Source organism: Agrococcus jejuensis, assembly GCF_900099705.1.
GTDB lineage: Bacteria > Actinomycetota > Actinomycetes > Actinomycetales > Microbacteriaceae > Agrococcus > Agrococcus jejuensis.
Genome location: NZ_LT629695.1, coordinates 296,408 through 322,455, shown reverse-complemented (window position 1 = coordinate 322,455; position 26,048 = coordinate 296,408). Strand labels below are relative to the sequence as shown.

The following is a 26,048-nucleotide window of genomic DNA, read 5'->3' as shown; positions in this document are numbered from 1 at the left end:
GCGCGGTCGTCCGACTGCGACGTCTGTTCCCGACCGTGACGGGCAACGAGCTGCTGCTCGTGGGCACGACGCTGTTCCTCGTCGTCTTCGGCCTCGTGATGGTGCTGTCGTCGTCGGCGATCGAGAGCCGCGCCGAGTACGGCAGCATGCTCGGCGCCTTCCAACGCCAGGGCCTGTTCGCACTCGTCGGCGTGCCGCTCATGCTCGTCGCGAGCCGCGTGCCCGCCCACTGGTGGCGCAGGCTCGCATGGCCGGGCATGCTCCTCGCGATCGCGCTGCAGGCGCTCGTGGTCTTCACGCCGCTCGGCGTCGTCATCAACGGCAATCGCAACTGGCTGTCGATCGCGGGCTTCACGCTGCAGCCCGGCGAGCTCGGCAAGCTCGCGCTGTGCGTGTGGATCGCCGCGATCTTCACGATGAAGGACGACCTGGCTCGGAAGTTCCTGCACGCCTGGATCCCCGTGGCCCCCGTCGCCGGCGCGTTCATCCTGCTCGTGCTGCGCGGCAACGACTTCGGCACCGTCATCATCCTCGCGCTCCTCGTGCTCGGCACGATGTTCTTCGCAGGCGTCAAGTGGTGGCATCTGCTGCTGCCCGCGATCGCGGCGGGCGTCGCCGCCATCCCCGTGCTCCTCTCGGCCGACTCGCGCGTGCGACGACTCGAGTCCTTCCTCGTCGGCTGCCAGAACACCGACGACGACTACTTCTCGGGATGCTGGCAGCAGCTGCACGGCACGTGGGCGCTGGCGAACGGCGGCCTCTTCGGCGTCGGGCTCGGCAACTCGCGCGCGAAGTGGATGTGGCTCGCCGAGGCCGACAACGACTACATCTTCGCGATCATCGGCGAGGAGCTCGGTCTCGTGGGCGCGGTCGTCGTGCTGCTGCTCTTCGTCGTGCTCGCCGTCGCGCTGCTGCGCATCATCCGCGAGGCGACGCTGCCGATGACGCGCATCGTCACGGGCGGCGTGCTCGTGTGGCTCGTCGGCCAGGCCGTCGTGAACATCGCCGTCGTGCTGGGCCTGCTGCCCGTGCTCGGCGTGCCGCTGCCGCTCATCTCGGCAGGTGGATCGCAGCTCGTCGCGGCGCTCGTCGCGATCGGCATCGTGCTGTCGCTCGCGCGGCACGACGCTCGACTGCGCCAGACTGTTCCGTGATGTCGTCCTACCTCTTCGCCGGCGGCGGCACCGCCGGTCACGTGAATCCGCTGCTCGCGACGGCCGATCGGCTGCGGGAGCGGGAGCCCGACGCCCGCATCGTCGTGCTGGGCACGCAGGAGGGCCTCGAGCGCGAGCTCGTGCCTGCCGCGGGCTACGAGCTCGTGACGATCCCGAAGCTGCCCTTCCCGCGACGACCGGATGCCGCGGCGCTGCGCTTCGTGCGCTCGTGGGCGCCGACGGTGTCCCGCGTGCGGCGCCTGCTCGCGGAGCGCGACGTCGACGTCGTCGTCGGCTTCGGCGGCTACGCCTCCGCGCCGGCGTACCGCGCCGCGCACCTCGCGCGCACGCCGCTCGCGATCCACGAGGCCAACGCGCGCCCCGGCATGGCGAACCGCCTCGGCGCGCGCTGGACGCGCCACGTCGGCCTGACGTACGCACCCACGACGCTGCCCGGCACGGTCGTCGGCATGCCGCTGCGCCGCTCGATCACGACGCTCGACCGCGCCGCGCTGCGCGCCGAGGCGCGTGCGACGCTCGGGCTCGACGCCGACCGACCCACGCTGCTCGTCACGGGTGGCTCGCAGGGCGCGCGGTCGATCAACCGCGCCATCGTGGCCGCGGCGCCCGCGATCGTGGCCGCCGGCTGGCAGATCCTCCACCTCTCGGGCGGCAGGCAGACCGACTTCGAGCCCGCGACGGTCGACCACTACGTGGCCGTCGAGTACCTCGACGGCATGCACCTCGCCTACGCGGCCGCCGACCTCGTGGTGTGCCGCGCGGGCAGCCTGACCGTGAGCGAGCTCATGGCCGTGGGCCTGCCCGCCGCGTACGTGCCGCTGCCGTTCGGCAACGGCGAGCAGGCGCTCAACGCCCACGACCAGGTCGCCGCGGGCGGCGCGCTGCTCGTCGACGACGCGCTGCTGGCCCAGGGATGGGTCGAGGACGCGCTCGTGCCGCTGCTCGCGGACCCCGAGCGGGTCGCGGCGATGGCGGCGGCGACGCGCGGCTCGGCCATCGCCGACGGCGACGACCGCATGTGCGACCTCGTGCGCACGGCGATGGAGGACCACGCATGATCGAGCCCGACCTGACGCAGCCCATCCCCGAGGGGATCGAGCGCGTGCACATGATCGGCATCGGCGGCTCCGGCATGTCGGGCATCGCCCACATGCTGCTCGACGAGGGCGTGCGCGTGTCGGGCTCCGACCGCTCGGGCTCCGCGACCGTCGACGCCCTCGTGACGCACGGCGCGACCGTGGCCGTGGGGCACGACGCCGCCAACCTGCCCGCCGACGTCGACGCCGTCGTCGTGACGAGCGCGCTCTGGCCGACGAACCCCGAGCTCGTCGCGGCGCAGGAGCGGGGCATCCCCGTGCTGCACCGCTCGCAGGCGCTGCACCTGCTCGCGCGCGGCAAGCGGCTCGTCGCCGTCGCGGGCGCGCACGGCAAGACGACGTCGACCGGCATGGTCGTGTGGGCCCTGCACCGCCTGGATGCGGGCGCGAGCTACGTGAACGGCGGCACGATCGCGGGCCTCGGCGGCTCGAGCGGCCACGGGCCGAGCGACCTGTTCGTGCTCGAGGCCGACGAGTCCGACGGCTCGTTCCTGCTGTACGACGTCGCGGTCGCCCTCGTGACGAACGTCGACACCGACCACCTCGACCACTACGGCACGCCCGGCGCGTTCGACGCGGCGTTCGCGCAGTTCGCCGACGCGGCCTCCGAGGCCGTCGTCATCTCGAGCGACGACGCCGGCGCACGCCGCGTGCGCGACCTCATGCACCACGAGCGCGTCGTGACGTTCGGCGAGCGCGAGGATGCCGACGTGCGCGTCGTCGAGGTCGAGACCGGCGCGGGCATCCATTGCGTCGTCGAGCACGCGGGGGAGCGGCACGCGATCGCGATGGACGTCGTGGGCCACCACAACGCCGTCAACGCCGCGGGCGCCTTCGCGGTGCTGCTGCAGCTCGGCATCGCGCCGGCCGCCGCGGCCGAGGCGCTCTCGAGCTTCGCGGGCACGGGCAGGCGCTTCGAGTCGCACGGCGAGCGGCGCGGCGTGCGCGTGTACGACGACTACGCCCACCACCCGGCCGAGGTCGAGGCCGCCCTCGCGGGCGCCCGCACCGTGCTGGGCGGCGGCAGGCTCATCGCCGTGCACCAGCCGCACCTGTACTCCCGCACGCGCGACATGGCGACGGAGTTCGCGGCCGCGTACGAGCGGCTCGCCGACCACACGATCGTGCTCGACGTCTACGGCGCGCGCGAGGACCCCATCCCCGGCGTCACGGGCGCGCTCGTGTCGAACGCGTTCGCCGACGACGCCAAGGTCGACTTCCTGCCCGACTGGCAGGCCGCGGCCGACCGCGTGGGCGAGATCGCGCAGGACGGCGACCTCGTGATGACGCTGTCGTGCGGCGACGTGTACCGCATCATCCCGCAGCTGCTCGAGTCGCTCGAGGCGACGGACGGCGACGGGTGAGGCGACCGGAGGGGTTCGACGGACCGCCGCGGCCGCGGCGGGAGCCCGAGCAGCCGGCGGCGGCCGAGCCGACGCCGGGCGTCGAGGAGCCCGCGGTCGTCGACGCGGCTGCGCCGACGGAGGACCTCGACGCGATCGTGACGCGCGGCCGTGGGCGCCGCCGCAGCGAGTCGCACGCGAGCCGCACGGATCGGCTGCTGCGCGAGGCCGAGCTGCGACAGCTGCGCCTCGACCGCATCGACGCGCGGCGCACGCAGGCTCGCGCGCGGCAGGCCGACCGCGACCGCAAGCGGGCGGAGCGGTCGGAGGTGCGCCGGTTCACGGCGGCCTCGCGTCGTCGACTGCGCAGGTCGCTCATCGTCGTCGGTGCGCTCGCCGCAGCGTTCGCGGTGCTCGTGGGGCTCGTGCACTCGCCGCTCATGGCGGTGCGCGAGATCGAGGTGCAGGGCACGCAGCGGCTCGAGGCGTCGGCGCTGCAGGCGGCGCTCGCCGGGCACCTGGGCCAGCCGATCGCGACGGTGACGGATGCGGGCGTGCGCGAGGACCTCGAGCGCTTCACGGGTCTCGAGTCGTTCGTCATCGACGTCGTGCCGCCCGGCACGATCGTCGTGCGCGTCGTCGAGCGGCAGCCCGTCGTGGTCGCGTCGCTCGACGGGCAGGACACGATGCTCGACCCCGCGGGCGTGCACCTGGGCATGCCCGACGGCACGCCGCTCCCGCGCCTCGAGAGCGTCGAGGTGGGGTCGGATGCGTTCGGCGCCGTCGCCGCGTCGCTCGTGGCGATGCCGACGGTGCTGCGCGAGCAGGTCGCGTCGATCACGGCGACGACGAGCGACGACGTGACGATGACGCTCGCGTCCGGCCAGCAGGTGGTGTGGGGGAGCGCCGACGAGGCGGGTCTCAAGGCCGACGTGCTCACGGCGCTGGTCGCCGCAGCGGATCCTGCGACGCCCGTCACGTTCGACGTGAGTGCGCCCGAGCATCCCGTCGTGCGTCCCTGACGCACGCCGCGAGCCGGCCCCGGCGACCGCCCGCGACACGCGCGGGGTGCATCGTCTGCGCGTCCTCGCATCCGCGCGGCGTGTCTCGGGGATCGTGCCGCGCGCCGGCCGTACCGTCGGAACCGACAAAGAACGCTGAGGAAATCTCTAAACCTCTACCTGAGGTTGAAGGTTTCGATCGAGGGGCCGGACCGTGACTTCGAACAACAACTACCTCGCCGTCATCAAGGTGGTCGGCGTCGGCGGCGGCGGCGTGAACGCCGTGAACCGGATGATCGACCTGGGCCTGCGTGGCGTCGAGTTCATCGCGATCAACACCGACGCGCAGGCGCTGCTGCTCAGCGACGCCGACGTCAAGCTCGACGTCGGCCGCGAACTCACGAAGGGCCTCGGCGCAGGTGCCGACCCCGAGGTGGGTCGCCGCGCCGCCGAGGACCACGCCGAGGAGATCGAGGAGGCCCTCGCGGGCTCCGACATGGTCTTCGTCACCGCGGGCGAGGGTGGCGGCACCGGCACGGGCGGCGCGCCCGTCGTCGCGCGGATCGCCAAGAGCCTCGGCGCCCTGACCGTCGGCGTCGTGACGAAGCCGTTCTCGTTCGAGGGCAAGCGCCGCCAGGCGCAGGCCGAGGCCGGCGTCGAGGCGCTGAAGAACGAGGTCGACACGCTCATCGTCGTGCCGAACGACCGCCTGCTCGAGATCTCCGACATGGGCATCTCGATGGTCGAGGCCTTCGAGACCGCCGACCAGGTGCTGCTCGCCGGCGTGCAGGGCATCACCGACCTCATCACGACCCCGGGCCTCATCAACGTCGACTTCGCCGACGTCAAGAGCGTCATGCAGGGTGCGGGCTCCGCGCTCATGGGCATCGGCTCGTCGCGCGGCGCCGACCGCGCCATCAAGGCCGCCGAGCTCGCCGTCGCGAGCCCGCTGCTCGAGGCCAAGATCGACGGCGCGCATGGCGTGCTGCTGTCGATCCAGGCGTCGTCGAACCTCGGCATCCACGAGACCTACGACGCGGCGAAGCTCGTGCAGGAGGCCGTGCACCCCGAGGCGAACATCATCTTCGGCACCGTCATCGACGACACGCTCGGCGACGAGGTGCGCGTCACGGTCATCGCGGCCGGCTTCGACGGCGGCGCGCCCCTCGCGCGCACCGACGAGGAGCTGCTGCGCTCCACGCCCGCGCGCGACGCCGGCGTCGGCGGCTTCCTCGGCGGCGCCGCGGCAGCCGAGACGGTGGAGCCCGCGCCCGTCGCCGGCCGCCACGCGGGCCCGACGCCCGAGGTGCCCGAGCACCTCACGGGCCCGGTGCAGCCGCTCGGCGACAGCGACGAGGACGAGGACGAGTTCCTGCCCGACTTCCTGCGCCAGTAGGAGGCCGGCGGATGTCGACCGCGGCCGAACGGCTCGCAGCCATCCGCGACGAGATCGCGTCGGCGCCCTACGGCGCCGACGCGACGCTCGTCGTGGTCACGAAGTTCCATCCCGCATCCCTCGTGCAGGAGCTCGCAGCGGCGGGCCAGCGCGACATGGGGGAGTCGCGCCACCCCGAGGCGCGCGACAAGGCCGCCGAGCTCGAGTCGCTCGACCTCACGTGGCACTACGTCGGGCAGCTGCAGCGCAAGAAGGCGCGGCAGGTCGCGCGGTACGCGCACGTGCTGCACTCGATCGACTCCACGGCGATCGTGGATGCGCTCGAGGGCGGCGAGCCCGGCGACGAGCTGCCGGTGCGCGACGCGTTCGTGCAGGTCAACCTCACCGACGACCCCGGTCGCGGCGGCGTCGAGCCCGCATCCCTCGAGGCGCTCGCCGAGCGCGTCGAGGCGTCGCCGGCGCTGCGCCTGCTGGGCGTCATGGCCATCGCGCCGCTCGGCGAGGAGCCCGCATCCGCGTTCGCGCGCCTCGCGACCTACGCCGACCGCGTGCACCGCATCGCCCCGACGGCCCGCTGGCTGTCCGCAGGCATGTCCCAGGACTGGCATGTCGCGCTCGAGCACGGCGCGACACACCTGCGGATCGGCACGGCAATCACGGGAGAACGGCCAACCACTCCGTAGCCTGGAGTGAGATCGGGAGGATCGCATGAGCAACGCATTGAAGAAGGCAGCCGTGTACTTCGGCTTCGCCGAGGAGGACGAGCTGACGCAGGAGTCGCCCGCCGTGCGCGCCTCCGAGCCCGAGCAGCGCGAGGAGCGTGCCGAGCGCCGCCCCGAGCGCCACGAGTCGAAGCCGCGCGCCGTGGCACCGCTGCGCCCCGCAGCCCAGGAGGTCGGGTCGATGCACGAGATCCTCACGGTGCACCCGCGCCAGTACAAGGACGCGCAGGAGATCGCCGGCGCGTTCCGCGACGGCACGCCCGTCATCATCAACTTGTCGCAGATGACCGATGGCGACGCACGTCGCCTCATCGACTTCTCCGCGGGCCTCACGCAGGGTCTGCAGGGTCGCATCGAGCGCGTCACGACGAAGGTCTACCTCCTGACGCCCGAGCACATCGCGGTCGCGGGCGGGCGCATGGAGGTCGGCGAGACCGACGCCTTCGCGCACTGACGTGCAGGTCGTCGCCTTCGCCGTGTACGTCGCGGCGAACATCCTCTTCTACGTGCTCTGGGCCCGTGTGATCCTCGACGTCGTGCGCCAGGTGCGCCGCGACTGGAAGCCCACGGGCCTCTGGCTCGCCGTCTCCGTGACGATCCTCACGCTCACCGACCCGATCCTGCGCGTCGCGCGCCGCATCGTGAAGCCCGTGCGCGTCGGCGGCGCGATGCTCGACCTGTCGATGCTCGCCGTCATGGCGCTCGTGCTCGTCGTCGTCGTGATCTCGGGAGCCATGGCCTCCTGACCACACGGTCGCCTCGGCGACCCCCGTCGGGCCGGTAGGCTCGACACTCGATCCATCCCCCGGAGCCGCGCACTACAGTGGACTCCGATCCTCGAGGAAAGGCTGCACGATGGCACTGACGCCGAACGACATCGTCGAGAGGACGTTCGAGACGACGCGCTTCCGCGACGGCTACGACCAGGATGAGGTCGACAACTTCCTCGACGAGATCGTGACGGAGTTCCGCGCGATCATCGCCGAGAAGGAGCGTCTCGAGGCCCGCGTCGCCGAGCTCGAGTCCGGCGCCCCCGCAGCCCCCGTCGCCGCGCCCGTCGCATCGGCGCCCGCTCCCGAGCCCACGCCGGCTCCCGTCGTCGAGGCGCCCGCGCCGGCCCCCGCCGCCGAGGCCGACGCCTCCGCGACCGCCGTGTCGCCCGAGGGTCTCCTCGCCCTCGCCCAGCGCGTGCACGACGAGCACGTGGCAGAGGGCCAGCGCCGCAAGGACGAGCTCGTCGCCGAGGCCGAGGGCCAGGCGAAGGAGATCGAGACGGCCGCGACGAAGCGTCGCGCCGACCTCGACAAGGAGTTCGAGAAGACGAAGACGACGCTCGAGCAGGAGAAGTCCGACCTCGAGACGAAGATCGACGAGCTGAAGACGTTCGAGCGCGACTACCGTCTGCGCCTGCGCGGCTACATCGAGAGCCAGCTGCGCGACCTCGACCGCACGTCGTTCGCGTTCGGCGGCTCCTCCGCTCCCGCGCAGCAGTAGGTGGCCGCCACCCGCGGCGTCGCCTGGCGCCTCGTCGGGCTGCTCGTCGGCATCGCCGTCGCAGCCTGGGGCGTCGACCTCCTCGTGAAGGAGTGGGTGCTGGCGACGCTGCCGGAGGGGCAGCAGGTGCAGGTGCTCGGCGAGGTGCTGCAGTGGCACTTCGTGCGCAACCCCGGCGCCGCGTTCTCGCTGGCGGCAGGGATGACGTGGATCTTCACGCTCATCTCCGCCGTCGTCGCGGTCGTCATCCTCGTGCAGGCGTTCCGCGTGCGGTCGCTCGCGTGGACCATCGTGCTCGGCGCGCTGCTCGGCGGCGTCGTCGGCAACCTCACCGACCGCATCATCCGCGAGCCCGGCGGCCTGCAGGGTCACGTGATCGACTTCATCCAGGTGTGGGGCTTCCCGGCGATCTTCAACGTCGCCGACATGTTCGTCGTCTGCGCCATGGGTGCGTTCATCGTGCTCGTGCTGCGCGGCGAGGGCCTCGACGGCGTGCGCCGTACCGATGAGCCGACGCCCGAGGCCGCGCCGGAGGCCGCGTCGCGCCCCGAGTCCGAGGCTGCGAGCAGCTCGGACTGATGGAGGAGCGCTCCCTCATCGTGCCGCCCGGCCTCGACGGGCAGCGCGCCGATGCCGGCATCGCCCGCGTGCTCGGGCTCTCCCGCACCGCGGTCGCCGACGCGATCGAGGCCGGCGGCGCCGTGCAGGATGGCCGCGTGCTCGGCAAGTCCGATCGGCTGCGCGGAGATGCGTGGCTCGAGGTGCGGTGGGAGGCCAGGCGCGAGCCGACGGTCGAGCCCATCGCGGTGCCCGACCTGCGGATCGTGCACGACGACGACGACCTCGTGGTCGTCGACAAGCCCGCTGGCGTCGCCGCGCATCCGTCGATGGGATGGTCGGGGCCGACGGTGCCCGGCGCCCTCGCGGCCGCGGGCTTCCGCATCTCGACGTCGGGCGCCGCCGAGCGCCAGGGCATCGTGCACCGTCTCGACGCGGGCACGAGCGGGCTCATGGTCGTCGCGAAGAGCGAGCGCGCCTACACCTCGCTCAAGGCGCAGTTCCACGACCGCGAGGTCGAGAAGGTCTACCACGCGGCGGTGCAGGGGCATCCCGATCCGCTGCGCGGCACGATCGACGCACCCATCGGTCGGCACCCGAGCCATGAGTGGCGCTTCGCGGTCGTGTCGAGCGGCAAGCACGCCGTGACGCACTACGAGACGATCGAGGCGTTCCGCGACGGCAGCCTCGTCGAGGTGCATCTCGAGACGGGTCGCACGCACCAGATCCGCGTGCACATGGCCGCGCAGCGGCACCCCTGCCTCGGCGACGCGATGTACGGCGCCGACCCCACGCTGTCGGCGCGCCTCGGGCTCGAGCGGCAGTGGCTGCACGCCGTGCGCCTGGGCTTCACGCATCCCGCGACGGGGGAGTGGCTCGAGACGACGAGCGAGCCCTCGGCCGACCTGCGGCACGCGCTCGAGGTGCTCGAGGGCTGACGCCCGCATCCACGCGATCCGGCGCGCGTCGGGATCGTGTCGCGTCGGTGGTCGCTCGTACGATGGAGGCCACATGAGCGATCAGTTCGCGCACCTCCACGTGCACACCGAGTACTCGATGCTCGACGGCGCCGCCCACGTCGGGCCGCTCGTCGAGGCCGCGGTCGAGCAGGGCATGCCCGCCATCGCGATGACCGACCACGGCAACGTCTTCGGCGCGTTCGACTTCTGGTCGAAGGCGACGAACGCCGGCATCAAGCCGATCATCGGCATGGAGGCGTACGTGACGCCCGGCACGCACCGCGGCGACCGCACGCGCGTGCGCTGGGGCGACGACGCCGGCGGCGACGACGTGTCGGGCGGTGGCTCGTACACGCACATGACGCTGCTCGCCGAGACGACCGCCGGCATGCACAACCTCTTCCGCATGGCGTCGCGCGCGTCGATGGAGGGCTTCTACTTCAAGCCGCGCCTCGACCGCGAGCTGCTCGCCGAGTACGCGGACGGCATCATCGCCACGACCGGATGCGTCGGTGGCGAGGTGCAGACGAAGCTGCGCCTCGGCCAGTACGACGAGGCGAAGAAGGCCGCGGGCGAGTTCCGCGACATCTTCGGCAAGGACAACTTCTTCGCCGAGATCATGGATCACGGCATCGACGTCGAGCGCCGCACGATGGGCGACCTCCTGCGCCTCGCCAAGGAGCTCGACCTGCCGCTCGTCGCGACGAACGACCTGCACTACACGCACGCCGCCGACGCGACGGCGCACTCGGCGCTGCTGTGCGTGCAGTCGGGCACGACGCTGCACGACCCGAAGCGCTTCAAGTTCGACGGCGAGGGCTACTACCTGAAGTCGGCCGCCGAGATGCGGCACATCTTCAAGGATCGGCCCGAGGCGTGCGACAACACGCTGCTGATCGCCGAGCGCTGCGACGTGCAGTTCGACACCAAGGCGAACTACATGCCGCGCTTCCCCGTGCCCGAGGGGCACACGGAGGAGTCGTGGTTCCGCGAGGAGGTGGCCTCGGGTCTCGAGCGTCGCTACCCGAACGGCGTCACCGAGAAGGTGCAGGCCCAGGCCGACTACGAGATGGGCGTCATCGCCCAGATGGGCTTCCCCGGCTACTTCCTCGTCGTCGCCGACTTCATCAACTGGGCCAAGGAGAACGGCATCCGCGTCGGCCCGGGCCGAGGCTCCGGCGCCGGCTCGATGGCCGCGTACGCGCTGCGCATCACCGATCTCGACCCGCTCGAGCACGGCCTCATCTTCGAGCGCTTCCTCAACCCCGACCGCGTCTCGATGCCCGACTTCGACGTCGACTTCGACGATCGTCGCCGCTCCGAGGTCATCCGCTACGTCACCGAGAAGTACGGCACCGAGCGCGTCGCGCAGATCGTCACGTACGGCACGATCAAGTCGAAGCAGGCGCTCAAGGACGCGACGCGCGTGCTGGGCCAGCCGTTCGGCCTCGGCGAGCGCCTCACGAAGGCGATGCCCGCGCCGATCATGGCGAAGGACATCCCGCTCTCGGGCATCACCGACCCCGAGCACCAGCGGTACAAGGAGGCAGGCGACTTCCGCGCCATCCTCGACGCCGACCCCGACGCGCGCACCGTCTACGACACGGCGCTGGGCCTCGAGAACCTGAAGCGCCAGTGGGGCGTGCACGCGGCAGGCGTCATCATGTCGTCCGACCCGCTGCTCGACATCATCCCCGTGATGAAGCGCGAGCAGGACGGCGCGATCATCACGCAGTTCGACTACCCGACGTGCGAGTCGCTCGGCCTCATCAAGATGGACTTCCTGGGGCTCCGCAACCTCACGATCATCTCCGACGCCCTCGACAACATCACGGCCAACCGTGGCGAGACGCTCGACCTCGAGGCGCTCGCGCTCGACGACCGCGGCGCCTACGACCTGCTGACGCGCGGTGACTCGCTCGGCGTCTTCCAGCTCGACGGCGGCCCGCTGCGCTCGCTCATGCGCCTCATGCGCCCCGACTCGTTCGAGGACATCTCGGCCCTCATCGCCCTGTACCGCCCGGGCCCCATGGGTGCGAACTCGCACACGAACTACGCGTTGCGCAAGAACGGGCAGCAGGCGATCACGCCGATCCACCCCGAGCTCGAGGCGCCGCTCGCCGACATCCTCGAGGAGTCGTACGGCCTCATCATCTACCAGGAGCAGGTGATGGCGATCGCGCAGAAGGTCGCCGGCTTCACGCTCGGCGAGGCCGACATCCTGCGTCGCGCGATGGGCAAGAAGAAGAAGTCCGAGCTCGACAAGCAGTTCGAGGGCTTCTCGAACGGCATGCTCGAGCGCGGCTACTCGACGGCGGCCCGCGACAAGCTGTGGGAGATCCTGCTGCCGTTCTCGGACTACGCCTTCAACAAGGCGCATTCCGCGGCGTACGGCGTCATCTCGTACTGGACCGCCTACCTCAAGGCGCACTACGCGCCCGAGTACATGGCCGCGCTGCTCACGAGCGTCGGCGACTCGAAGGACAAGATGGCGCTCTACCTCTCGGAGTGCCGTCGCATGGGCATCACGGTGCTGCCGCCCGACGTCAACGCCTCGTCGCTGCGCTTCACGGCCGTCGGCGACGACATCCGCTTCGGCCTCGGCGCCGTGCGCAACGTCGGCGCGAACGTCGTCGACGCCATCGTCGGCGCGCGCTCGCCCGAGCCGTACGACTCGTTCCACGACTACCTGCAGAAGGTGCCCGTCGCGGCGGCGAACAAGCGCACGGTCGAGTCGCTCATCAAGGCGGGCGCGTTCGACTCGATGGGCTCGACGCGTCGTGCGCTGCTCGAGGTGCACGAGGATGCCGTCGACCAGGCGGTCACCGACAAGAAGCGCGCCGAGCACGGCGCCGTCGGCTTCGACTTCGACTCGCTGTGGGACGAGCCGGAGCACCAGCAGAAGGTGCCCGATCGCCCCGAGTGGGCGAAGCGCGACAAGCTCGCGTTCGAGCGCGAGATGCTCGGCCTCTACGTCTCCGACCACCCGCTCGCCGGGCTCGACCTCGAGCTCGCGAAGCACGCGAGCCATCAGATCCAGACGCTCGGCGACGACGCGGAGGACGGCGACACCGTGACGGTCGCCGGCCTCATCACGACGGCGCAGCACCGCGTCGCGCGGCAGTCGGGCAACCCGTACGGCATCCTCACGATCGAGGACTTCGGCGGCGAGGTCGACGTCATGGTGCTCGGCAAGTCGTACACGGCGTTCCAGCACGACATGCAGGCCGACCGCATCGCCGTCGTGAAGGGTCGCTTCCGCACGCGCGACGAGGGCTTCACGCTGCATGCGAACCACCTCGAGTTCCCCGACCTGCTGCCCGTCGACGAGACGAAGCCGCTCGAGCTGCGCCTCATGGAGCGGCGCGCGACGCTCGCGGTGACGCGCGACCTGCGTGCGGTGCTCGAGCGCCACCAGGGGCCGACCGAGGTGCGGATGCGCCTCGAGCGGCCGGGTGCGGCGCGCGTGTTCCGCCTGCAGCACCAGGTGCAGATCTCGTCGGCGCTGTTCGGCGAGCTCAAGAGCCTGCTGGGGCCGTCGGCGCTCGTGTGACGCCGCGCTCGCCGCGGTTCGAGCGGGCATCCCGGGCGCAATACCCTGGAGGCATGCTGCGACGCCTCGATCTGTCCGCGCGCGCCGACGTCCCCGAGCTGCCTCGCGCAGCGCATGACGTCGACCGCGTGCTCGACGCCGCGCGCGAGCTCGTCGAGGCCGTGCGCGTCGACGGCGCGGAGGCGCTCGTCGCGCAGGCCGTGCGCTTCGACCGCGTGCAGCCGCCGACGCTGCGCGTGCCGCGGGAGGCGCTCGATGCCGCGCTCGCCGGGCTCGACGACGGGGTGCGTGCCGCGCTCGAGACGGCGATCGGCCGAGTGCGCCTCGCGACGGCGGCGCAGGTGCCCGCCGGCGTCACGACGACGCTCGGCACGGGTGCCGTCGTCGAGCAGCGCTGGGTGCCCGTCGCCCGTGCGGGCGTCTACGTGCCCGGCGGCAAGGCCGTGTATCCGTCGAGCGTCGTCATGAACGTCGTCGCGGCGCAGGTCGCGGGCGTCGAGCGCATCGTGCTCGCCTCGCCGCCGCAGGCCGACCACGGCGGGCTGCCGCATCCCACGATCCTCGCCGCCGCGGCGATGCTCGGCGTCGACGAGGTGCTCGCCGCTGGCGGTGCCGGTGCGATCGGCGCGCTCGCGTACGGCGTGCCGGGCGTCGTCGACGCCGTCGACGTCGTGACGGGCCCCGGCAACGTGTTCGTCGCTGCCGCGAAGCGCGTCGTCGGCGGTCACGTGCGCGTGGATGCCGAGGCCGGCCCGACCGAGATCCTCGTCATCGCCGATGCGACGGCCGACGCCGACCTCGTCGCCGCCGACCTCGTGAGCCAGGCCGAGCACGACGAGCTCGCCGCCGCCGTGCTGGTGACCGACTCCCTCGCGCTCGCCGACGCCGTCGACGCCGCCCTCGAGGTGCGCGTCGCCGCGACGCCGCACGCCGAGCGCGTGCGCGTCTCGCTCGCCGCCGAGCAGTCGGCCACGATCCTCGTCGCCGACCTCGACCACGCGATCGCGGTGTCCGACGCCTACGCGCCCGAGCACCTCGAGATCATGACGGCCGACGACGACGCCGTCGTGGCGCGCATCCGCAACGCCGGCGCGATCTTCGTCGGCGCCGCGAGCCCCGTGAGCCTCGGCGACTACGCCGCAGGCTCGAACCACGTGCTGCCGACCGGCGGCCAGGCGGCGCGCGTCTCTGGCCTCGGCGCCGCGACGTTCCTGCGGCCGCAGCAGGTCGTGCGCTACGACCTCGAGGGTCTGCGCGGCGTCGCCGACGCCGTCGTCGCGCTCGCCGAGAGCGAGGACCTGCCCGCGCACGCCGAGGCGATCCGAGCGAGGCTCTGACATGCACTGCCCCTTCTGCCGCCACCCCGACTCCCGCGTCGTCGACACGCGCTCGTCGGACGACGGCCTGTCGATCCGCCGCCGCCGGCAGTGCCCGAAGTGCGACCGCCGGTTCACGACGACGGAGTCGGCGAGCCTCCTCGTCGTGAAGCGCTCGGGCGTCGTCGAGCCGTTCAGCCGCGACAAGGTCATCGAGGGCGTCAAGAAGGCGTGCCAGGGCAGGCCCGTGACGGATGCGGACCTCGCGACGGTCGCGCAGAGCGTCGAGGAGGCGATCCGCGCGACGGGCGTGAGCCAGATCGACGCGAACGACATCGGCCTCGCCGTGCTGCCGCCGCTGCGCGAGCTCGACGAGGTCGCCTACCTGCGCTTCGCGAGCGTCTACCAGGCGTTCGAGTCGCTCGAGGACTTCGAGTCGGCCATCGAGGGCCTGCGCCGCGACCACGAGACCCAGGGGGCGGCCGAGTGACGCTGTACGACGCGCTGTACGAGCGGGTGCTGACGAAGATCGACGCCGAGCGCGCGCACCACATGGGTGCGATGGTCGTGCGAGCCGCCGGGTCGCTGCGACCGGGCGTGCGTGCGGATGCGTCGCTGCGCGTGCACGCGCTCGGGCGCGAGTTCCCGACGCCGTTCGGCCTCGCCGCCGGCTTCGACAAGGATGCGTCGATGATCGCGGGCCTCGGCGCCCTCGGCTTCGGCCACGTCGAGGTGGGCACCCTCACGGCGATCCCGCAGCCCGGCAACGACCGGCCGCGCCTGTTCCGCCTGCTCGCCGACAAGGCGCTCGTGAACCGCATGGGCTTCAACAACGGGGGAGCGGCGGCTGCTGCCGACCGCATCCGCGCCGCGCGCGCCGCTCGGTCGCGCCCCGTGATCGGCGTGAACATCGGCAAGAGTCGCGTCGTCGACGTCGACGACGCCATCGACGACTACCTCGTGTCGACGCGGCTGCTCGCACCGCTCGCCGACTACCTCGCCGTCAACGTGTCGTCGCCGAACACGCCTGGCCTGCGGGGTCTGCAGGACGAGGAGCGCCTCGCGCCGCTGCTCGAGGCCGTGCGCGACGCCGCGGGCGCGACGCCCGTGCTCGTGAAGATCGCGCCCGACCTCGACGACGACGCCATCGAGGGCGTCGCGGCGCTCGTGCAGCGCCTCGGCCTCGCGGGCGTCATCGCCACGAACACGACGATCTCGCGCGACGGGCTGCGCACGGATGCCGCGACCGTCGAGGCCGCCGGTGCCGGCGGGCTGTCGGGGGCGCCGCTCGCCGCGCGGTCGCTCGAGGTGCTGCGCGTGCTGCGGCGCGTGCTGCCCGCCGAAATGTGCGTCATCTCGGTGGGTGGCGTCACGACGGCTGCCGACGTCGCCGAGCGCCTCGCCGCGGGCGCGACGCTCGTGCAGGGCTACTCGGCGTTCGTCTACGAGGGCCCCGGTTGGGCAGCGCGGATCAACCGCGAGCTGCCTGCGCTGCTCGCGCGCTGATCCGCGCCCGTCGGGCCTAGAGCCCGGACTCGTCCTCCGCGGTGGCGTCGGGCACGGGCGTCGGACGCTCGTGGGTGATGGGATCGTCGTGGATCCACTCGGTGTCGGGCAGCGGTGCGGCGGACTGCGCGCCGCTGAGCAGGCGACCGAACTCGTCGACGGACTTCTCTGTCATGGCGACTCCCTTCGTGGGGGCCGACGCTACGCCTGCTCGGTGCCCGGCGGAAGGGGCTGGCGCGGCAGCCAGCACCGCACCCGGTCGCGGTAGGCGGCGTACTCGGCACCGAACCGGGCGTGCAGGTCGGCCTCCTCCTCGGGTCGCACGACCTGGTTCCACACGAGCGAGCCCGCGGCGGCCCAGACGACGACCATCCACGATCCGATGGCGAGGCCCACGGCCATGCCCTGCACGATGCCGGCGATGGCCATGGGGTTGCGCACCCAGCGGTAGGGGCCGGCGACGACGAGCCTGCGTGGCTGCGTCGACGGCAGCGGCGTGCCTTCGCCGAGCACCGCGAACGAGCGCGCCGACCAGATGCCGAGGGCGGAGGCGACCACGAAGAGGAGGACGCCGAGCGCCTGGACGACCGGCGGGGCGTCGAGGCGCAGCAGCCAGCGCGCCTCGACGAGCGCGATGATCGTGGGCAGCACGACGAGGAACGTGCCCCAGAACACGAGCATCTGCCGCGTCGTGCGTGCCGCGATCGCCCGCACCGATACGACGGGCGCGACGACGAACGCGAATGGGCCGCGCGTGACGAGCTCGCCCGGGATGCGGCCCAGCAGCACGAGCATCGCCGCAGCGATGCTCGCGGCGGCTGCGGCGACCATGAGCACGGCCCCGAGTCCCGCGAGCTGCGTGACCGTGGCATAGCCGGCCATGCCGACGGCGACGAGGGTCGTCCACGCGGTGGCGATCCACGCCGACCAGCGGATGCCGGCGGCGGCGAGCGCCGAGGCGGCGACGAACAGCGGCAGGTCGAAGGCGGCGACGGCGACCGGGGGCAGCGCGCCGAGCGTCGCGTGCTGCACGGCGGGACTGAGGAAGACGCTCAGCCACCACGCGGCGCCCGCGACGGACTGGACGCCGAAGTACGCGCGCCCGAGCGTGCGCAAGCGCGGGTCGGGCGCGTGCGATGCCGCCCGACTCGAGTCCATGCGGCGAGCGTAGCCAGCGGAGTCGGTGGGACGCTGGCGTCAGAACGGCAGGTCGGCGTCGGGTGGGTCGGTCGCGGATTCGTCTGCGAGGTCATGGACCTCGACGAATCGCGGGCCGACGGGCGGTGGTCGGTCGACGTAGTCCGCGCCGAGGGGTGATCGCCAGTGGAGCACGCCGGGCGTGGGCTGGCTGACCGCCCAGGCGGTGTGGTGCTTGAGCGTGTGGTGGCGGCGGCAGAGGTGGGCGAGGTTGCCGAGGCTGGTGGTGCCGCCGTCCTCCCAGGCGATGGTGTGGTCGGCGTCGTCGTCGCGAGCCTTGGCGCCGCAGCCGGGGAAGCGGCAGTGCTGGTCGCGCGCCCGGAGCAGTCGCCGCTGCGCCTCCGTCGGCGAGTACGTGTCGACCTCGACGACCGTGCCGCGGATCGGATCGGTCAGCAGCCGCTGCCACGTCGCTGCGACGCCGGCGAGGATGCGGGCGGTCTCGGCGTCGACCGGCTGGGCGCCGTCGAGGCCGCCTGGTGCGTCGTTCGTGCCGGTGATGGACGTCACCGGGATCGTGATCTGCACGATGGGGTTGATGGCCGCGAGCAGTCCGGCGTGCTCGACCGCAGCGCCACCGGGCGTCCGCTCGACCGTCGGCTGGCCGGCGCCGGTGAGCAGCAGCTCGCAGAACGCGTCTGCCTGCCACTGCTGCATCGTGCGCGGGTCGTCCTTCGACTTCGCCTTCGCACCCGCCCGGAACCGCGCCTGGATGCCGTGCGCCAGCACCGACGGGACGAGGGCGCCGATCCAGGACATGCCGTCGTCGAGGTCGTCGCACGTCATGCGGCGGTCCTCGCGGGCTGCCTTGTGGCGTTCGACGAGCGGCTCGGTCAGGTGCTTGTCGGCCTCTCGGCGGGCGACCTTCTTCACACGCGCGGGCGTCGTGGCCTCGGCGAGCGCGACCATCTGCTGCTCGAACTCCGCACGCTGCTCCGGCGTGACGGCGGTGCTCGAGAGCACGCCGCCGGCCTCGGTGACCGCCCGCACGTGCCCACGACCGATCCGCCCGTTCGCAAACGCGTCCAGCAGGACCGGCCACGTGTCGACGAGGGTCATCGCGTCGCCGATCTGCCGCTCGACGGTCGCATCCGACACCCGAGCCTGCACGCCGATCTCCGCGGCGACCGCACGCATCTCCATCGCGGACCGCTGGCTGCTCCCACCGCCTGCGCGATGCAGGGCGAGGTGCCCGAGGGACGCGAGCAGTCGGAGGCGGTGCGCCTCGAGCGCCTGCATGCCGGCGTCCACCGCGGCGAGCTGCGACAGGGCGTTGGCCTGGATGGCGTCGAGCGCGGCAGCGTCGGGACCCTGCCCCGTGCCTGCGATCTCCTGCGCCATGACCTGACTCTGCCAGCAACCACTGACACGGGAGCACGCGGTCGTGGGTCGAGTTGGGTGGCTCGGGTGCCCCTTCGAGGCTCGCTCCGCTCGCACCTCACGGAGCGGTTGGAGAGGAGCGCGAGGTCGGGGGCCGTCTCCCGCGGCCTACCGCTCCGGCAACGGCGTCAGGTCGTCGAGCGCCTTGTCGGGGCGCAGGCCCCGCCAGACGGGCTGGCGGAAGGCGCCCGCCTCCGTGACCGTCGTGAAGCGCACCTCGCCGACGGCGGCGCGCATCCACGTCATCCGCTCGGCGACGTCGGCAGGCACGCCGTCGACGGCGCGGGATGCGCGCGACTGGTCGGGCAGGCGGTCGCGGATCGCAGCCCGATCGCGCGCGGAGAACCCCGTGCCCACGCGCCCCGCGTAGCGCAGCCCGCCCGAGGCCGAGGGCGCCGCCAGCACGAGCGACCCGAAGGTGCGCCCGAGCGACCCCTCGCCGGGCAGCCACCCGACGACGGCGACCTCGTGCGTGCGCACGTGCACGACCTTGCGCCAGTCGTCGCTGCGGACACCGGGCTGATAGGCAGACGACAGCCGCTTCGCCACGAGCCCCTCGATGCCGAGCCGCTGCGACGCCTCGACGATCGCCGACGCGCGCCCCGTGAGCTGCTCGGTGATCGCCACCTGCGGCGACACGACGACGACGCGCTCGAGCTCCTCGCGCCGCTCAGACAGCGGCTTCCGCAGCAGCGAGCGCCCGTCGACCTCGAGCGCGTCGAACAGCACGAGCGTCACGGGCTCGCCCCGGTCCACCGCCCGACCGCGAGCGCGCGGATCGCCGAGCCGCCCCTGCAGCGACGAGAAGTCGCCGCCGCCAGAGCCCGCGACGAGCTCGCCGTCGAGCGTCGCCCGCTCGGCAGTCACGGCCTGACGGATGGGCGCGAGCAGCTCCGAGAACCCGTCGGTGAGCGACTGCCCCGACCGCGACTGCAGGCGCACCTCGTCGCCGTCGACGGTCACGAGCGCACGCCAGCCGTCCCACTTCGGCTCGAACACCCAGCCGTCGCCGACGTCGGTGAGCGTGCGCGTCGACGCGAGCATGGGCGTGAGCGTGCGCGGCACGGCGGCGCCGCGCGAGCGCGACTGCCGCTCTGCGGATGCGGTGGGCAGCTGCATGCGGTGGCAGAGCCACTGGTCGCCGTCGGTCTGCACGAGCGCGATGCGCACGGGCGAGCCGCCGAGGCCGCCGTCGGCACGGCCGTGCAGCGTCACGGCCTTCAAGCCGGGGTCCCAGTCCTTCACGGTGTAGTCGCCCGCATCCCAGATGCGGATCTCGCCCGCCCCGTACTCGCCCTTCGGGATCACGCCCTCGAAGCGGCCGTACTCGAGCGGGTGGTCCTCGGTGCGCACCGCGAGGCGGTCCTTCGCGCCCGAGGTGGGGATGCCCTTGGGGATCGCCCACGACATGAGCACGCCGTCGTGCTCGAGCCGCAGATCCCAGTGCAGGCTCGACGCGTGGTGCTCGTGGATGACGAACGAACGCCCGTACGTCGGCTGCGGCGCATCCTCGGGGATCGGCTCGGGCGTCTTGTCGGCAGAGCGCTTCTGCCGGTACACCGCGAGTCGGTCGACCATGGGCGGCGGCGCCAGGGCGGCGAGCAGATCGCCGTCGCGCGCGACGCGCTCGAGCACCTCGAGGTACGTGAGCTGCGCGAGCCCATCCGACTCGATCTCGTGCCACGTGCGCGGCGCCGCGACGGTCGGCTGCGGTCGCCCGCGCAGCGAGTACGGGGCGACGGTCGTCTTGGCGCCGGAGTTCTGGCTCCAGTCGACGAGCACCTTGCCGACGCGACTGGCCTTGCGCTGCGACGACACGACGAGGTCGGGATGCAGCTCCTCGAGCGACAGCGCGATGGCCTTCGCGAGCGCCGACGCCTTCTCGGCCGTCAGCGCGTCGATGCGCGCGTAGAGGTGGATGCCCTTCGACCCGCTCGTGACGGGCAGGGGACGCATGCCCATGTCCTCCAGCAGGTCCTTCGCGAGCAGCGCGACCTCCTGGCACTCGGGCAGTCCGGCGCCGTCGCCGGGGTCGAGGTCGAGCACGAGCCGGTCGGGGTCTCGGCGCGCGGCGTCGGGGCCGAAGCGCCACTGCGGCACGTGCAGCTCGAGCGCCGCCATCTGCGCGAGCCACGCGAGCGTCGCGGCGTCCTCGACGAGCGGGTACTCCTTCGGCCCCTCCTTGTGCTCGATGGGGCGGCGGGGGATCCACGACGGCGCGCCCTGCTCGAGCGCCTTCACGAAGAACACCTCGCCGGGGTCGGATGCCGGGCCGACGCCGTGCACCCACCGCTTGCGCGTCACGGGGCGGTCGCGCACGTGGGGGAGCATGACGGGCGCGACCTCCTGCAGGTACGCCATGACGTCGGCCTTCGTCGTGCCGGCGTCGGGGTAGAGCACCTTGTCGAGGTTCGAGACGCCGAGCGTGCGACCGCCGACGCGCACGCTCTGCTCGGCCACGCGCGCGCTCCTAGGCGGACTTCGAGCGCTTCGAGCCCGAGTCCTTCGTGCCCTTCGCGGCCCCGGCCTTGCGCCGCTCGACCGACCGCTGCAGCGCCTCCATGAGGTCGAGCACCTCGGCCTCCTCGGCGGGCTCGCCGAACGTCGCGGCCGTGTCGATCGCGTCGCCCTGCTCGAGCTTCGCCTCCACGAGCTGCCGCAGCTGCACCTGGTAGTCGTCCTGGTACTCGTCGGGGGCGAAGTCACCCGAGAGCTGGTCGACGATCGCCTTCGCGAGGTCGAGCTCCTTCGCCGGGATGCGCGGCTTCTCGTCGAGGCTCGCGAACTCGGCGGCGCGGATCTCGTCGTCCCACAGCATCGTCTGCACCATGAGCACGTCGTCGTGCACGCGCAGCACCGCGAGGCGCTGCCGCTGGCGGATGGAGATGCGCACGATCGCCGTGCGCGCGGTCTCGTCGAGCACGCGCCGCAGCAGCGTGTACGCCTTGAGGGCCGAGCCGGTCGGCTCGAGGTAGTACGACTTCTCGAGGCGGATCGGGTCGATCTGCTTCGACGGCACGAACTGCACGACCTCGATCTCGCGCGAGCGCTCGACCGGCAGGGCTGCGAGGTCGTCGTCGCGCAGCACGACGGTCTTGCCGTCCTCCTCGTACGCCTTGTCGATGTTCGCGTAGGCCACGACCTCGCCGCACACCTCGCACTTGCGCTGGTACCGGATGCGCCCGCCGTCCTCGTCGTGCACCTGGTGCAGGCGCACGTCGTGCGTCTCGGTGGCCGAGTACAGCTTCACGGGCACGTTGACGAGCCCGAAGGCGATGGATCCCTTCCACATGGCGCGCATGCACTCACCTTGGCCCGTGGCCGAACCTTCGACAAGCCCTTGAGGGAGGTCGGTGTGCAGGAGGGGCACGGCCGGCGGATGCCAGCATGGCGTGGGCGAGGGGAGCGGCATGGCGCGGCGGGAGCGACGCGGGGAGCGACGACAGCGCGCTCGCGATGCCTCGCGCGCCACCGAGCAGCCGCAGCGGCCGGACCCGGACCGGTGGCGTCGACCCCGCGGTGCGAAGCCGCGCGCCGCAGCGACCGTCGCCCCACCGCCGCCCGTGCGTCGGCTGCTCGTCGACGTCGACGGCGCCTCGGTCGAGGTCGGGGGCATGCGCGTCGAGGGATCGCCCTCGGCGGAGGAGCTGCGCGGCTCGCTCGCGACCCTCGGGCTCGACGACGTCGACGAGCGGGTGCGCGCGGCGCACGACGCGTTCGTCTCCTCCGTGCGCGGCGCGTCGGGAGCCGGAGGCACCGTGCGGCGTGCGCTCGCGGTGCTGCACGCCATCGCGACGTGGCGATACTGGGGCGGCTTCGCGGCGCTCGCGGGGTTCGCGGCGACGATCCTGCTCTTCGGCGCGCCCATCTGGCTCGGCGCCCGGCCCGACGAGGACCTGCGCGGCGAGCTGGGCGCCGCGGCGCTGTGGACGGGTGCGAGCGCCCTCATGCTCGTCGCGATGCTGGCCACGCTCGCGATCGAGGATCCGAAGGCGCCGCCCACGGTGCCACCCACGGCGTCACGGCAGGGGCGGCCGAGCGGAGCGCGCCGGTCGCCGACGTCGCATCGACCCGGGGTGGGGCCGGGCGGCGTCGTCGCGATGGTCGTGCTGCTCCTGTGGCTGCTGCTCATCGTCGTGCTGCTGGTCGTGCGGACGTCGCTGCTCTCGGGCTGGTCCGGTGCCGTCGTCGGGGGCCTCGCCCTGCACGCACTGGCGATCGCCGTCGGGATCCCGCTGCTCGTCCTCCTCCGCCGAGGTCCGGGCTCGGGGTTGCTGCCGGGCGGCGCGAATCCGCTCGACGACCTGCCGGAGGAGCGGCTCGCGGCGCTCGAGCGCACGTTCCGCGATCGCATCGGGGCACTCCAGAAGGGCACGTGGACCGCGTTGCGCTCGGCGATGGAATCGCAGGCCGACCGCCTGCACGCCGCCGATGCCATCGATGCGAGCACCCGAGCTGCCATGCTGCGCGTCGGCCCGCTGGCGGGTCGCTTCGACGCGGCGCTCGCGGCGCGGCTCGCGCACGATCCCGACGGTGCGATCGTGCTGCGACCGCACGTGCCGCTGCCCGTCGTCGCCGCGATCCTGCGCGGCCGCGGCCACGATGCGAGGCTCGTGCGCCGGGTCGTCTCGGCGGTCGCAGGCACGAGGCAGGATCGCGGAGCGCCGTTCGACGCCGGCGTGCTCGTCGACCTCGTGGCCGCCGCGCGCGTGCCCGTGCTCGCGCGAGCCACGAAGCCCCTCACCGCACTGTCGCGCCTGTGGCCGGGACTGGTCGTCGGCGGGTGGTGCTGGTCGATCGCGGCGGTGGTCGCGACGCTGCTGTGGCTGCCGAGCGCATCCGACTTCCGCCAGCCGACGTCGCCGACATCCGCGGCCGCGTGCGCCACGTTCGCCGTCGCACTGCTCGTCGGTGCCGAGCTCCGCGAGCGCCTCGCCGGGCTGCGCGCCCTGCCCACGACGATCGCGTGGCTGGGCGTCGCCGCGGGCGCCGCGATCTCGGCGCACCTCGTCGACGGTGCGAACGCGTACTCGCCGTACCTGCGCAGCGTGCGCGCCGGCGAGCTCACGGGCCTCGTCGCGGTCGCGCTCGTCGCCCTCGCCGCGGCGGGCTGGCGCGTCGCCGAGGCGCTGCTGGGCCGACGGCACGACGCCGTGCACCTCAACTCGTCCGAGTGGCCCCTGTCGCAGGCGCGCGTCGCCGACGTCGAGGCGCATCGACGCCGCATGGCGGGCGCGAAGGGCGGCGTGCTCGACGACGTCGCGACCGAGGTGGAGGTCGCGCTGCGACTCGCCGCCGAGCTCGGCAGGCTCGACCCCCGCGTCGCCGACACCGTCGCGACCGCGCAGCGACGAGCGACGTGGCCGGAATGCCAGGGACCGATCTGGGGTTCGCCCTCTCGATGAGCACTCCTGGCGCAGCACCCCTCACCGCCGTCGGCCTCCGCTCGGAGCGCGGCCCGCTGCTGCTGGCGATGATGCTCTCGACGGGCCTCGTCGCGATCGACGCAACCATCCTCTCCACGGCGGTGCCGACGATCGTCGACGACCTCGGCGGGTTCGCGTCGTTCCCGTGGCTCTTCTCGATCTACCTGCTCGCATCGTCGGTCACGACGCCCATCTACGCGAAGCTCGCCGACACGATCGGCCGCAAGCCCGTCATGCTCTTCGGCATCGCCGCGTTCCTCGTCGGCTCGCTGCTGTGCGGCGTCGCGTGGGACATGCCCTCGCTCATCGCCTTCCGCGCCGTGCAGGGCATCGGCGCCGGCGCGATCCTGCCGGTGTCGATGACCATCGTCGGCGACGTCTACACGCTGCAGGAGCGCGCCCGCGTGCAGGGCTACCTCGCGTCGGTGTGGGCGATCTCGGCCGTCGTCGGCCCCACGCTCGGCGGCATCTTCGCGCAGCTGGATGCGTGGCGCTGGATCTTCCTCGTCAACGTGCCGCTGTGCATCCTCGCCGGCTGGCTCGTGATCTCCAGGTTCCAGGAGAAGGTCGAGCGCACGCAGCACCGCCTCGACTGGCTCGGTGCGCTGCTGCTCACGGCGTCGCTGTCGCTGCTCATCCTCGGCGTGCTCGAGGGCGGCCGCGCGTGGGCGTGGGCGTCGCCGCTGTCGATCGGCATCCTCGGAGCAGGCGCCGTGCTGCTCGCGCTCTTCGTCGTCGTCGAGCGGCGTGCGGCGGAGCCGATCCTGCCGCCCATGCTGCTCACGCGGCCGCTGCTGCGCACGACGGCGCTCATGGGCCTCGCGATCGGTGGCGGCCTCATCGGCCTCACCGCCTACGTGCCCACGTACCTCGAGGGCTCGATCGGCCTCGCGCCCATCTGGGCGGGCCTCGCGCTCGCGACGCTCACGATCGGCTGGCCCATCGCCGCGTCGCTGTCGGGTCGCCTGTACCTGCGCATCGGCTTCCGCGCCACGACGATCGTCGGCGGCACGATCCTCGTCGTCGCCGCCATCGCGCTCGCGGCCTTCGCAGGCATCCCGTCGCCGTGGATCGTCGGCGCGCTGTGCCTGCTCATCGGACTGGGCTTCGGGTTCACGGCCGTGCCGAGCGTCGTCGCGGCGCAGGCGAGCGTCGACTGGTCGGAGCGCGGCGTCGTGACGGGCGCGCAGATGTTCGCGCGCTCGATCGGGCAGGCGATCGGCGCCGCGATCCTCGGCGCGCTCGCGAACGCCACGGTGGATGCGGCGGGCGGCGACGCCACCGACCCCGCGACGATCGTGTCGGCTTCGCAGGTCGTGTTCGTGGGCACCGCGGTGCTCTCGGCGCTCGTGCTCGTCGCGGCCCTCGCGATGCCGCGCGACCGCGGCGCGCACGCCCCGGCGCCGGCGGCGACGACCACCGCCGACTAGCGAGCGATCTCGGGGCGCGCCGCGTCCGACCGCGCACGGATGCGGGCGGCGATCCCGAGCCCCCACATGCCGCACGCGACGAGGGCCGCGACGATCGCGGCGATCAGGCCCGCGATCGCGCCGGCGACGAACTCGAAGACGAACGCGGCGACGCCGATCACGAGCAGCGTCACGACGACGAGCGTCGCGAGCAGCAGGCGGTTGCCGAGGTGCACCGTCGCCTCCTTCACGCGCTTGCGGAAGAGCAGGCGGTGCACGGCGACGGGCGCGAGACCCAGCAGGGTCGCGAGGCCGGCGAGGCCGACGAGCACGAGGTAGTGGGCGACGAGCTCGGGCGTGAGCTCGTCGAAGCGCGACTGGAACGCGACCGCGAGCAGGAAGCCCGAGATCAGCTGCGTGCCCGTGAGCGCCACGCGCAGCTCCTGCAGGATGTCGTGCCAGTTGCGATCGAGGCGCTCGTTCTCGGTCTCGTCGCGGCCGTCGGCATCCACCATG

23 protein-coding genes are annotated in these 26,048 nt (G+C 72.8%); 17 read left to right on the top strand and 6 right to left on the bottom strand.

Translation table 11 applies throughout. From position 1 onward, the window contains the following. Positions 1-35 precede the first annotated feature (35 nt). The 15 genes from ftsW (at position 36) to BLQ67_RS01445 (ending at position 16,120) form a co-directional block, all read left to right on the top strand. The gene (ftsW, locus tag BLQ67_RS01515) at positions 36-1,154 is read left to right on the top strand and encodes a putative lipid II flippase FtsW (RefSeq protein ID WP_157674619.1); all 1,119 of its coding nucleotides are present in this window, start codon (positions 36-38) and stop codon (positions 1,152-1,154) included. Further along, positions 1,154-2,233 (top strand): UDP-N-acetylglucosamine--N-acetylmuramyl-(pentapeptide) pyrophosphoryl-undecaprenol N-acetylglucosamine transferase, encoded by a 1,080-nt coding sequence (locus tag BLQ67_RS01510; protein ID WP_092501815.1) that lies wholly within the window; start codon positions 1,154-1,156, stop codon positions 2,231-2,233. The genes ftsW and BLQ67_RS01510 overlap by 1 nt, the downstream gene beginning before the upstream one ends. Beyond that, a complete protein-coding gene (gene murC / locus BLQ67_RS01505) occupies positions 2,230-3,636 on the top strand; it encodes a UDP-N-acetylmuramate--L-alanine ligase (protein ID WP_092501813.1) in 1,407 nt (468 codons plus the stop codon). The genes BLQ67_RS01510 and murC overlap by 4 nt, the downstream gene beginning before the upstream one ends. Continuing rightward, the gene (locus tag BLQ67_RS01500; RefSeq protein ID WP_092501811.1) at positions 3,633-4,637 is read left to right on the top strand and encodes an FtsQ-type POTRA domain-containing protein; all 1,005 of its coding nucleotides are present in this window, start codon (positions 3,633-3,635) and stop codon (positions 4,635-4,637) included. Before murC ends, BLQ67_RS01500 begins: the two co-directional genes overlap by 4 nt. 193 nt (positions 4,638-4,830) lie before the next feature. Further along, entirely contained in the window at positions 4,831-6,012 is a 1,182-nt protein-coding gene (gene ftsZ, locus BLQ67_RS01495; RefSeq protein ID WP_092501809.1) for a cell division protein FtsZ, read from the top strand. Positions 6,013-6,023: 11 nt separating this feature from the next. After that, complete coding sequence (locus tag BLQ67_RS01490; RefSeq protein WP_092501807.1) at positions 6,024-6,695, top strand: YggS family pyridoxal phosphate-dependent enzyme; 672 nt, start codon at positions 6,024-6,026, stop codon at positions 6,693-6,695. Between the two features lie 25 nt (positions 6,696-6,720). Beyond that, entirely contained in the window at positions 6,721-7,188 is a 468-nt protein-coding gene (locus BLQ67_RS01485) for a cell division protein SepF (protein ID WP_092501805.1), read from the top strand. A 1-nt stretch (position 7,189) separates the two neighbouring features. Further along, positions 7,190-7,480: a YggT family protein gene (locus tag BLQ67_RS01480; RefSeq protein WP_092501803.1), complete on the top strand. Its 291-nt coding sequence runs from the start codon at positions 7,190-7,192 to the stop codon at positions 7,478-7,480. Between the two features lie 109 nt (positions 7,481-7,589). Continuing rightward, the gene (locus tag BLQ67_RS01475; protein ID WP_092501801.1) at positions 7,590-8,228 is read left to right on the top strand and encodes a DivIVA domain-containing protein; all 639 of its coding nucleotides are present in this window, start codon (positions 7,590-7,592) and stop codon (positions 8,226-8,228) included. After that, entirely contained in the window at positions 8,229-8,807 is a 579-nt protein-coding gene (gene lspA / locus BLQ67_RS01470) for a signal peptidase II (protein WP_092501799.1), read from the top strand. Next, complete coding sequence (locus BLQ67_RS01465) at positions 8,807-9,724, top strand: RluA family pseudouridine synthase (RefSeq protein ID WP_092501797.1); 918 nt, start codon at positions 8,807-8,809, stop codon at positions 9,722-9,724. The genes lspA and BLQ67_RS01465 overlap by 1 nt, the downstream gene beginning before the upstream one ends. 73 nt (positions 9,725-9,797) lie before the next feature. After that, positions 9,798-13,298 (top strand): DNA polymerase III subunit alpha, encoded by a 3,501-nt coding sequence (gene dnaE, locus BLQ67_RS01460; protein ID WP_092501795.1) that lies wholly within the window; start codon positions 9,798-9,800, stop codon positions 13,296-13,298. A gap of 53 nt (positions 13,299-13,351) precedes the next feature. Continuing rightward, positions 13,352-14,635 (top strand): histidinol dehydrogenase, encoded by a 1,284-nt coding sequence (gene hisD, locus BLQ67_RS01455; RefSeq protein ID WP_092501793.1) that lies wholly within the window; start codon positions 13,352-13,354, stop codon positions 14,633-14,635. A 1-nt stretch (position 14,636) separates the two neighbouring features. After that, positions 14,637-15,104, top strand: coding sequence for a transcriptional regulator NrdR (nrdR, locus tag BLQ67_RS01450; RefSeq protein ID WP_092501791.1), 468 nt, complete (start codon positions 14,637-14,639; stop codon positions 15,102-15,104). A gap of 2 nt (positions 15,105-15,106) precedes the next feature. Then, entirely contained in the window at positions 15,107-16,120 is a 1,014-nt protein-coding gene (locus BLQ67_RS01445; RefSeq protein ID WP_092506716.1) for a quinone-dependent dihydroorotate dehydrogenase, read from the top strand. A gap of 16 nt (positions 16,121-16,136) precedes the next feature. On the opposite strand, the gene BLQ67_RS16280 is transcribed toward BLQ67_RS01445, so the two are convergent. The 5 genes from BLQ67_RS16280 to ku form a co-directional block, all read right to left on the bottom strand. Next, a complete protein-coding gene (locus tag BLQ67_RS16280) occupies positions 16,137-16,295 on the bottom strand; it encodes a hypothetical protein (RefSeq protein ID WP_157674618.1) in 159 nt (52 codons plus the stop codon). A 26-nt stretch (positions 16,296-16,321) separates the two neighbouring features. Continuing rightward, positions 16,322-17,278 (bottom strand): methyltransferase family protein, encoded by a 957-nt coding sequence (locus BLQ67_RS01440; RefSeq protein WP_092501789.1) that lies wholly within the window; start codon positions 17,276-17,278, stop codon positions 16,322-16,324. A 39-nt stretch (positions 17,279-17,317) separates the two neighbouring features. After that, positions 17,318-18,658 (bottom strand): HNH endonuclease signature motif containing protein, encoded by a 1,341-nt coding sequence (locus tag BLQ67_RS01435; RefSeq protein ID WP_092501787.1) that lies wholly within the window; start codon positions 18,656-18,658, stop codon positions 17,318-17,320. A 147-nt stretch (positions 18,659-18,805) separates the two neighbouring features. After that, a complete protein-coding gene (gene ligD, locus BLQ67_RS01430) occupies positions 18,806-21,157 on the bottom strand; it encodes a non-homologous end-joining DNA ligase (RefSeq protein WP_172802230.1) in 2,352 nt (783 codons plus the stop codon). Positions 21,158-21,167: 10 nt separating this feature from the next. After that, the gene (ku, locus tag BLQ67_RS01425) at positions 21,168-21,998 is read right to left on the bottom strand and encodes a non-homologous end joining protein Ku (protein WP_092501785.1); all 831 of its coding nucleotides are present in this window, start codon (positions 21,996-21,998) and stop codon (positions 21,168-21,170) included. 262 nt (positions 21,999-22,260) lie between these two features. Between ku and BLQ67_RS01420 the strand changes: the two genes are divergently transcribed. Both BLQ67_RS01420 and BLQ67_RS01415 read left to right on the top strand, forming a co-directional pair. Beyond that, complete coding sequence (locus BLQ67_RS01420; RefSeq protein WP_092501784.1) at positions 22,261-24,102, top strand: hypothetical protein; 1,842 nt, start codon at positions 22,261-22,263, stop codon at positions 24,100-24,102. After that, positions 24,099-25,553 (top strand): MFS transporter, encoded by a 1,455-nt coding sequence (locus BLQ67_RS01415; protein WP_092501782.1) that lies wholly within the window; start codon positions 24,099-24,101, stop codon positions 25,551-25,553. The genes BLQ67_RS01420 and BLQ67_RS01415 overlap by 4 nt, the downstream gene beginning before the upstream one ends. On the opposite strand, the gene BLQ67_RS01410 is transcribed toward BLQ67_RS01415, so the two are convergent. Further along, positions 25,550-26,047 carry a DUF6328 family protein gene (locus BLQ67_RS01410; protein WP_092501780.1) on the bottom strand — a complete coding sequence of 166 codons (498 nt, stop codon included), beginning with the start codon at positions 26,045-26,047 and terminating at the stop codon, positions 25,550-25,552. The genes BLQ67_RS01415 and BLQ67_RS01410 overlap by 4 nt on opposite strands. Position 26,048 lies beyond the last annotated feature (1 nt).